This window comes from Nonomuraea aridisoli, assembly GCF_003236395.1.
Classification (GTDB): Bacteria; Actinomycetota; Actinomycetes; order Streptosporangiales; family Streptosporangiaceae; genus Nonomuraea; species Nonomuraea aridisoli.
On the sequence record NZ_POUD01000621.1, the window covers coordinates 1 to 731 of the forward strand.

The window sequence follows — 731 nt, forward strand, 5'->3', positions numbered from 1 at the left end:
GGGCGGCCGACGGCGGGTCGACGATCGGACGATCTTGGCGGCGATCGTGTACGTGGCCACCACCGGATACGCCTGGCGGCAGTTGCCGCCGGTCTTCGGCGCCTCCTGGCAGACGGTGCACCGCCGCTTCACCGACTGGAGCGCCGCACGGGTATGGGCCAAGCTGCACCGGATCCTGCTGGACAAACTCGCCGCCCGCGACCAGCTGGACTGGTCGCGATGCGCGATCGACTCCCTCAGCGTACGGGCGGCCAAAGGAGGCACCTGACAGGTCCAAATCCTGTCGACCGCGGCAAGAACAGGTCGAAAATCCACCTCATCACCGAACGGACCGGCCTGCCCCTCGCTGTCGCGATCAACGCCGCCAACACCCACGACAGCCTGGCGCTGAAGCCGCTGATACGCAGCATCCCGCCCATCCGCTCCCGCCGCGGACCACAACGCCGCCGGCCCGCCAAGCTCCATGGTGACAAGGGCTACGACTACCCGCACCTACGCGCCTTCCTGCGCAGCCGCGGCATCATCCCGCACCTCACCCGCCGAGGCATCAAGTCCAGCCGCCGACTGGGACGCCATCGCTGGGTCGTCGAACGCACCGCGTCCTGGCTTGCCGGCTGCCGCCGTTTACACCGACGCTACGAACGCCGAGCCGACCACTTCGCATCCTTCGTCGCCATCGCCGCAGCCCTCATCAGCTACCGCCGACTCACCAAATGAGACGCCGTCCAAGA

1 pseudogene is annotated in these 731 nt (G+C 68.1%); it reads left to right on the forward strand.

What is annotated here, in order from left to right:
* Positions 1–717 (forward strand): annotated as a pseudogene (locus tag C1J01_RS48440) (IS5 family transposase); the annotation flags it as partial.
* Between the last annotated feature and the right edge of the window lie 14 nt (positions 718–731).